Origin of the sequence: Providencia sp. PROV129 (assembly GCF_028482245.1) — a bacterium.
GTDB lineage: Bacteria > Pseudomonadota > Gammaproteobacteria > Enterobacterales > Enterobacteriaceae > Providencia > Providencia vermicola.
On the sequence record NZ_JAMPQD010000016.1, the window covers coordinates 208,515 to 216,904 of the forward strand.

At 41.0% G+C, this 8,390-nt stretch carries 8 protein-coding genes; 6 read left to right on the forward strand and 2 right to left on the reverse strand.

All coding sequences use genetic code 11. The features are described from left to right. Positions 1-267 precede the first annotated feature (267 nt). From rbsD to rbsR, 6 genes are all read left to right on the forward strand, one after another. A complete protein-coding gene (rbsD, locus tag PSF27_RS12845) occupies positions 268-687 on the forward strand; it encodes a D-ribose pyranase (RefSeq protein ID WP_206085496.1) in 420 nt (139 codons plus the stop codon). Between the two features lie 7 nt (positions 688-694). After that, positions 695-2,209 (forward strand): ribose ABC transporter ATP-binding protein RbsA, encoded by a 1,515-nt coding sequence (rbsA, locus tag PSF27_RS12850; RefSeq protein ID WP_272681600.1) that lies wholly within the window; start codon positions 695-697, stop codon positions 2,207-2,209. Then, positions 2,206-3,168: a ribose ABC transporter permease gene (gene rbsC / locus PSF27_RS12855; protein ID WP_047756542.1), complete on the forward strand. Its 963-nt coding sequence runs from the start codon at positions 2,206-2,208 to the stop codon at positions 3,166-3,168. The genes rbsA and rbsC overlap by 4 nt, the downstream gene beginning before the upstream one ends. A gap of 18 nt (positions 3,169-3,186) precedes the next feature. Then, complete coding sequence (gene rbsB, locus PSF27_RS12860; RefSeq protein WP_272681601.1) at positions 3,187-4,077, forward strand: ribose ABC transporter substrate-binding protein RbsB; 891 nt, start codon at positions 3,187-3,189, stop codon at positions 4,075-4,077. 83 nt (positions 4,078-4,160) lie between these two features. Next, a complete protein-coding gene (gene rbsK, locus PSF27_RS12865; protein ID WP_206085484.1) occupies positions 4,161-5,084 on the forward strand; it encodes a ribokinase in 924 nt (307 codons plus the stop codon). 9 nt (positions 5,085-5,093) lie between these two features. After that, positions 5,094-6,101: a ribose operon transcriptional repressor RbsR gene (gene rbsR, locus PSF27_RS12870; RefSeq protein WP_371007462.1), complete on the forward strand. Its 1,008-nt coding sequence runs from the start codon at positions 5,094-5,096 to the stop codon at positions 6,099-6,101. Here rbsR and mdtD read toward each other — a convergent pair. Both mdtD and PSF27_RS12880 read right to left on the reverse strand, forming a co-directional pair. Next, complete coding sequence (mdtD, locus tag PSF27_RS12875; RefSeq protein ID WP_272681602.1) at positions 6,082-7,494, reverse strand: multidrug transporter subunit MdtD; 1,413 nt, start codon at positions 7,492-7,494, stop codon at positions 6,082-6,084. The genes rbsR and mdtD overlap by 20 nt on opposite strands. A 52-nt stretch (positions 7,495-7,546) precedes the next feature. Beyond that, on the reverse strand, positions 7,547-8,239 hold the full coding sequence (locus PSF27_RS12880; RefSeq protein WP_206085482.1) for a FadR/GntR family transcriptional regulator: 693 nt from the start codon (positions 8,237-8,239) through the stop codon (positions 7,547-7,549). Positions 8,240-8,390: the final 151 nt, after the last annotated feature.

Here is an 8,390-nt window from a genome sequence, read left to right on the forward strand (position 1 = left end):
AAATGAAATTCAATGGCATTTATTATCAATAATTGTGTTTAAGGGTTTTTGATTGTTTGTGAATGTTTTTTTGTGTGTTTATTTATAAATCAATAGAAACGATTCAGCTATAAACTATTCAATTAGTTATCCTTTTTTATTTCTTTAACGCCAACGAAACGTTTCGATACCGATCACAAATATCAATCATCAATATTGAGTTGTGACTCATCTAAACTATGATTAGGTGAGCGAAACGTTTCGCTTATCAGGAATGGCGGTGAAAAAATGAAAAAAGGTGTTCTGCTTAATGCCAATATTACCTCAGTGATTGCTAAATTAGGTCATACAGATCAAATCACACTGGCAGATGCAGGTTTGCCCATTTCAACAGGGCCTGAGCGGATTGATTTAGCAATAACGCAAGGATTACCCGATTTCATGGCTGTTTTGCGGGTCGTTACGCAAGAAATGCAGGTAGAAAAAGCCATTATTGCTGAAGAAATTAGCGCGATGAATCCCACCATGGAAACGGCAATTTTAACGCATTTGAATGACCTACAAACTGTGCAAGGCAATCAAATCGAAATTATCTATTGTAGTCATGAGCGCTTTAAACAGCTGACGCATGACAGCAAAGCGGTCATTAGAACAGGGGAATGTTCGCCATTTGCTAATATAATCCTTTGTTCTGGTGTGACTTTCTGAGGTGACTATGCAACCTTTATTAGAACTTATCGGTATCGATAAATCATTTCCAGGTGTGAAAGCGCTCAGTGGTGCGACATTAAATGTCTATCCTGGAAAAGTCATGGCGCTGGTGGGGGAAAATGGGGCTGGTAAATCAACCATGATGAAAGTGCTTACGGGGATCTATCAAAAAGACGCAGGTAAAATTCGCTTTCTTGGCAAAGAAGTGGCGTTTAATGGGCCTAAAAGTTCCCAAGAAGCGGGTATTGGTATTATTCACCAAGAATTAAACCTGATCCCTGAGCTGACTATTGCAGAAAATATTTTCCTTGGACGCGAGTTTGTCAGTGCGTTTGGCAAAATAGACTGGAAAAAAATGTTCAGTGAATCGGACAAACTGCTAAAACGTCTTAACCTTGATTATGATAGCCACCAAACCATTGCAGAGCTTTCTATTGGTGAGCAACAAATGGTGGAAATTGCCAAGGTTCTCAGCTTTCAATCCCAAGTGATCATCATGGATGAGCCGACAGATGCGCTCACTGATACGGAAACTGAATCATTATTTCGCGTTATTGAAGACTTAAAAGCACAAGGCTGCGGTATTGTTTATATCTCTCACCGTTTAAAAGAAATTTTTGAAATTTGCGATGATGTGACTGTTTTTCGCGATGGCCAGTTTATTGGCGAAAAACCCGTTAGCGAATTAGAAGAAGAAAAACTGATTGAAATGATGGTGGGAAGAAAACTTGAAGACCAATACCCACGCGTAGATGTTCAAGCAGGCGATACCCGTTTACAGCTCGAAAGTGTTTCAGGCCCTGGAGTAACAAGCGCCAGTTTTATTTTGAAAGGTGGTGAAATTTTAGGCGTTTCAGGCTTAATGGGCGCAGGGCGAACCGAACTGATGAAAATTATTTATGGCGCCGCACCAAAGAAAGCAGGCACTATCAGCCTTGATGGTAAACCTATCACGTTAAAAACCCCGCAAGATGGCCTTAATAATGGCATTGTTTATATTTCTGAAGACCGTAAACGGGACGGTTTAGTCCTAGGCATGTCAGTTAAGGAAAATATGTCATTAACGGCATTACGATATTTCAGCCGTGCAGGTGGAAGCCTGAAACATGGTGAAGAGCAACAAACTGTCAGTGATTTCATTAGGTTATTCAATATAAAAACCCCATCAATGGACCAAATCATTGGCAACCTTTCTGGCGGAAATCAACAAAAAGTGGCTATCGCCCGAGGATTGATGACTAGACCAAAGGTGTTGATCCTTGATGAACCAACGCGTGGTGTTGATGTGGGGGCAAAAAAAGAAATTTATCAGCTAATTAACCAATTTAAGAAAGAAGGGCTGAGCATCATTTTAGTGTCTTCAGAAATGCCTGAAGTGATTGGAATGAGTGACCGCATATTGGTGATGCACGAAGGTCATATCAGCGGTGAGTTCACAGCCAAAGACGCGACTCAGGAAGCCTTAATGGCTGCCGCAGTGGGTAAAAATTACGGCTCAGTTCAGGAGTTATCAGTATGAGTTCAACAACTGCATCATCAAAACGCTGGTTCAGCAAAGCTTGGCTAATGGAGCAAAAATCGTTAATTGCGCTATTAGTCTTAATTGCTATCGTATCAACATTAAGCCCTAATTTTTTTACGGTGAATAACCTATTCAATATTTTGCAGCAAACGTCAGTGAACGCCATCATGGCGGTAGGCATGACGTTGGTTATCTTAACGTCAGGGATTGACCTGTCGGTGGGCTCACTACTTGCACTGACTGGCGCAGTCGCCGCATCAATGGTGGGCGCTGAAGTTAATGCTTTAGTTGCTGTTGCTGGCGCTCTAGCACTTGGCGCGGCTATTGGTGCATGCACTGGGGTCATTGTCGCGAAAGGGAAAGTTCAAGCCTTTATTGCAACATTAGTGATGATGCTTTTATTGCGCGGTGTTACTCGTGTGTATACCGATGGAAGCCCAATTAATACAGGTTTTAGTGATAATGCAGATTTATTTGGTTGGTTTGGTATTGGTCGTCCATTAGGTATTCCTACCCCAGTTTGGTTAATGATCATTGTTTTTGCTGCGGCATGGTACATGTTGCATCACACTCGATTAGGTCGTTATATCTATGCGCTAGGTGGCAATGAAGCAGCAACTCGCTTATCAGGCATTAACGTCGATCGCATCAAAATTATTGTGTATGCCTTATGTGGTTTACTGGCGGCACTGGCAAGTGTGATTGAAGTTGCACGTTTGTCATCGGCTCAACCCATGGCAGGTAATGGGTATGAATTGGATGCTATCGCAGCGGTTGTACTCGGTGGTACAAGCCTTGCAGGCGGAAAAGGGCGTATTGTCGGCACGTTGATTGGTGCATTGATCCTAGGTTTCTTAAACAATGGCTTAAACTTATTAGGTATTTCGTCTAACTATCAGATGATTGTCAAAGCGGTCGTCATCTTACTTGCGGTACTTGTTGATAATAAAAAATAACCCTACAGGAAAACGATTATGAAACTGAATAAATTAGCTACATTGTTATCAGCTGTTGCACTGAGTGCAACCGTTAGTGTTAATGCGATGGCAAAAGACAGTATTGCGTTAGTGATTTCAACATTGAACAACCCTTTCTTTGTCACAATGAAAGATAGTGCACAAAAAGAAGCGGACAGACTGGGCTATGAACTGATTGTCTTAGATTCACAAGATAATCCTGCCAAAGAATTGGCAAACGTTCAGGACTTAACGGTTCGTGGAACTAAATTGATGCTAATCAACCCAACAGATTCTGATGCAGTGGGTAACTCTATCTTAATGGCAAACAAAGCAAAAATCCCTGTCATTACCTTAGATAGAGCTGCGAATAAAGGTGAGGTAGTCAGTCACGTTGCTTCAGATAACCGTATGGGCGGTAAAATGGCGGCGGATTATATTGCACAAAAAACAGGTAGCGAAGCCAAAGTTATTCAACTAGAAGGAATTTCAGGTACTTCAGCCGCGCGTGAACGTGGTGAAGGCTTTAATATGGGTGCGAAAGAGCACAAATTTAATTTACTGGCGAGTCAGCCTGCGGACTTCGACAGAACCAAAGGCCTTAACGTCATGCAAAACCTGCTTACTGCACACCCAGCGGTTCAAGCCGTCTTTGCTCAAAATGACGAAATGGCACTGGGAGCATTAAGAGCACTGCAAACTGCGGGTCGTACTGATGTTTTAGTTGTAGGATTCGATGGCACGAATGATGGCATTAAAGCCGTAGAAGGCGGTAAATTAGGCGCAACAATCGCACAGCGTCCTGATCAAATTGGTATTGTCGGCGTGCAGATTGCCGATAAAGTCTTAAAAGGCGAAAAAGTTGAAGCAACTGTTCCTGTTGAATTGGAATTAGTGGTAAAACAATAAGATAAAGTAACCGCCGCGACAGCATTTGCGGCGGTTTATTGGTTTTGTGGTTATAAAGTCACAATAAAAAGGATATAAATGTTATGGGTACAGCAAAACTGGTAGTTCTAGGTAGTATTAATGCTGATCATATTTTGAATGTTAAGCAATTCCCACAGCCAGGTGAAACTGTTCGTGGCGACAGTTACCAAGTTGCCTTTGGTGGAAAAGGTGCAAACCAAGCTGTAGCTGCTGGTCGTAGTGGTGCTGACATAACCTTTATAGCCTGTGTGGGTGATGACGATATTGGTGCAAGTATAAAAAAACAGCTTCATCTCGATAATATTAAAACGGAATGCATTGATGCGATTAAAGAGGAAACGACAGGTGTTGCTCTGATTTATGTCAATCAACAAGGGGAAAACATCATTGGTATCAATGCGGGTGCCAATGCGCAACTAACAACGCAGAGACTCGCGCAATATCAGCAAAAAATTATTGAGGCAGATGCCGTCTTAATGCAGCTTGAATCACCGATTGAAACTGTTCAGATGGCTGCTGAAATTGCAAAGAAAAACAATACTCAAGTCATTTTAAACCCAGCTCCAGCGCAATCATTACCAGACTCATTACTAACGCTGGTGGATATTATCACCCCGAATGAAACGGAAGCGGAACATTTAACGGGGATTGCCGTTAATGATGACCAAGGTGCCCAAGCAGCGGCAGAAGTATTACACCAAAAAGGGATCAGTAAAGTGATGATTACTTTGGGGGCTCGCGGGGTTTGGTATAGTGAAAAAGGCGTACAAGGTAAAATAATTGCGGGGTTTCGCGTAAAAGCAGTGGATACTATTGCGGCAGGTGATACATTCAATGGGGCATACGTTACCGCTTTACTAGAAGGTAAGGCTGATGAAGATGCTATTATTTTTGCCCATGCGGCGGCGGCGATAGCAGTAACGCGCCCAGGTGCTCAGCCTTCAGTTCCATGGCGCAAAGAAATTGACCAATTTTTAGCTCAATAGGATTAACTTGTGGCAACAATGAAAGATGTGGCTCGCCTTGCGGGTGTGTCGACATCCACCGTCTCTCACGTTATCAATCAAAATCGCTACGTTAGTGAGAGTATTACTCTGCGCGTTAAAAATGCAATTGAAGAGCTAAATTACGCCCCTTCGGCATTGGCGAGAAGCTTAAAAATGAATCGCACGAATACAATTGGAATGTTGCTAACAACCAGTAACAACCCATTTTATGCGGAAGTGGTGCGAGGTGTAGAACGGAGTTGCTACGAGCGTGGTTATAGCTTGATTTTGTGCAACACAGAAGGTGACCTTCAACGGATGAATCATAGTTTAGAGACCCTATTACAAAAGCGGGTAGATGGGTTATTGATCATGTGTACTGAAGTTCAAGGGCCATCAAAAGAGGTACTGGCTCGTTATCCTGCGGTACCGACGGTAATGATGGACTGGTCGCCATTTGAATCTGGCGGTGATGTTATCCAAGATAACTCATTTTTAGGGGGCGAAATGGCTACTCGCTACTTAATTAATGCAGGGTTCACTCGTATTGCTTGCATTGCAGGGCCGCAAGATAAATCACCAGCAAGAGCCCGTCACCAAGGTTTTATTCAAGCAATGAATGACGCCGGCATTAAAATTGATGAAGATTATCTGATTTTCAGTGATTTTGAATTCGCTGGTGGTTTTGAATCAATGAATGCATTACTTGAATTACCTATCCCACCTCAAGCTATTTTTGCGGGTAATGATGCCATGGCAGTTGGGGCTTATCAGGCAATATTCCAAAAGGGGATGAAAGTGCCTGATGATATTTCGATTGTCGGTTATGATGATATCGATCTTTCTTCTTATATGATCCCACCATTAACAACCATTCATCAACCAAAAGATGAGTTAGGGCAACAAGCGGTTAATCAACTGATTTATCGAATGGATAACCCAGAGGCAGAGACCAGTGTGTTAGTACTCACCCCTGAGCTTATCGAGCGCCAGTCTGTTAAGAAGGTGAATTCTTAGCTTTTTTGGTTTTTCCTTTAATTAAGTTATCACCATCGGTTTTACTTAATAATAAGAAGACAAAAGCGGAAACCAGTGTAACCACACCAATAGTAATAAAGGTATAGTGGAAATTATCCACGGTATTACTATTAGGTTGGCCATCATAGAAATTCAATATCGCGGCACTCACGGCAATGCCAAAACTAATGGATAGTTGTTGGGTGACGGCTAACATACTATTTCCTGCGCTTGCATTATTGTCTGTTAAATCCGCTAAGCAAATGGTATTCATCGCAGTAAACTGAACTGACATGACCATTCCTAATATGAATAATGGCACAACTAATAAATAAATAGACATACTCGGGGATTGCAATGAGAACTGGGCAATCATTAACCCAATAATTACAGTGATCACAAATAACGTATTACGGTATCCATATTTAGTGAGGATTTTTGTGACCCCTGATTTTGCTATTATTGAGCCAATAGCCAATGGTGCCATCATCATTCCAGCGACAACCGCTTCATAACCAAATCCAACTTGTAGCATTAATGGCATTAAAAATGGAATACTGCCTGTACCTAGACGCGTAGCAATATTACCGCTGATACCAATCGAAAATGTTCGAGTTTTAAATAAATTTAATGGGATGATTGCATGCTTAATACGTCTTGCATGGAAAACATACAACAATAAGAAAAGAAAACCGCCAACAGTAATCGCTGCAGGAATAGATGCAGGTAGCGCTTTATCGCCAAATAAATCCAAGCTAACGGAAAGCATGACTAAACCAAAACCAAATAATAAAAATCCGAGCGTATCAAATTTTCGTTTTGGCATTTTAAAATCAGGCATGTGTTTTAGAGCATAAAAAATACCTAAAACACCAATAGGAATATTAATAATGAATATCCAATGCCATGTGGCATAAGTAACCAATATACCACCTAACAGTGGACCTAATATTGGTCCGACTAATCCTGGGATGGTCACAAAGTTTAATATCGGTAATAACTCACTACGTGGATACGCCCTTATTAATGCTAATCGAGCAACGGGCATCATCATTGCACCACCAATTCCTTGAATAACTCGGGAAGTCACTAAAAAATTCAATGATGGGGAAAGGGCGCAAAGTAAAGAACCGAAAGAAAATAATGAAACGGCTAAAATAAAGATACGGCGAGTACCAAACCGATCAGCAAACCATCCACTAATAGGAATTAGCAATGCAACCGTCAATGTATAGCTAACAACGGCAGATTGCATTGCAAGGGGTGAATGATGAAGGCTTTTCGCAATATCAGGTAAAGCCGTATTCAAAATAGTGGCATCAAGCGCCTGCATGAAAAAGGCCATTGCCGCAATCCATGGAAGGCCAGACATATTTTTGGCTGTTTTGAACATCGAGTACCTATCTAAAAAGTTAAAGCCCGCTGGGATAAGTTATCTTGTTAGGTTATTTTTCGTTCACTGTTAATAGCTTATAGCAAAAATCGAGAGCTTTGGTACTTTGACCTTGGATAATGGCATTCGCTAATTGCTGGTGGATATCAACTTCGATAACTTCATTGTCAGTAATGACATCAAAATAACGTTGATAAATAGAACGAAATAAATTAGCAAAAGAGATTAGAAAAGGGTTTGCACAGGCTTTATAAATTGTTAAATGAAAATAGTAATCCACTTTTACCCAACGTTCTCTATCGAACTCTTTTGCGAGTAACAACATTTCATTCGCTAAAAGCTGTAAAGATTGCTTCTGTTCGGGTGTTGCATGTATAGCTGCAAGATAACAAGCTTGGGGTTCAATTGCGAGGCGAACAATTTTGAAATGTTTAATCACAACGGATTGTTCTTCGCTATTTGCCCACCAAGTTAATAAATCTTGATCCAAAAAATTCCAATTTGATGAGGGCATAACACGAGTTCCTATTTTAGGACGTGCTAATACCATGCCTTTAGCAGCTAATATTTTGATGGCTTCTCTTATTGCAGTTCGGCTGGCTTGGTACTTTTCTGATAACTCTAATTCACTTGGTAAAATGGAATCAGGCAAATAGGCACTTGTTAAAATCTGTTGGCCCAGATTTTCTGCAATAATATAAGAACGATTTTTTTGCGAAGCCGTTTGTTGCTTACTTAATTCCATAATTCATCTCAAATCTTATTTCTTGGATATCTATATTACGTGAGTAAAGGACAAATTGCTGCTGAAATAGTCAATCATCGGGTGCAATTTAGCTTATAACTTCTTTTTTGGCTAAAAAAAACGCGAACGAAAAAAAAATGCAAAAAAGGGG

What these genes read in the sequence shown, in the direction of transcription:
- rbsD (WP_206085496.1), top strand. Translation starts at nt 268, where the DNA reads ATGAAAAAAGGTGTTCTGCTTAATGCCAATATTACCTCAGTGATTGCT.
- rbsA (WP_272681600.1), top strand. Translation starts at nt 695, where the DNA reads ATGCAACCTTTATTAGAACTTATCGGTATCGATAAATCATTTCCAGGT.
- rbsC (WP_047756542.1), top strand. Translation starts at nt 2,206, where the DNA reads ATGAGTTCAACAACTGCATCATCAAAACGCTGGTTCAGCAAAGCTTGG.
- rbsB (WP_272681601.1), top strand. Translation starts at nt 3,187, where the DNA reads ATGAAACTGAATAAATTAGCTACATTGTTATCAGCTGTTGCACTGAGT.
- rbsK (WP_206085484.1), top strand. Translation starts at nt 4,161, where the DNA reads ATGGGTACAGCAAAACTGGTAGTTCTAGGTAGTATTAATGCTGATCAT.
- mdtD (WP_272681602.1), bottom strand. Translation starts at nt 7,494, where the DNA reads ATGTTCAAAACAGCCAAAAATATGTCTGGCCTTCCATGGATTGCGGCA.
- PSF27_RS12880 (WP_206085482.1), bottom strand. Translation starts at nt 8,239, where the DNA reads ATGGAATTAAGTAAGCAACAAACGGCTTCGCAAAAAAATCGTTCTTAT.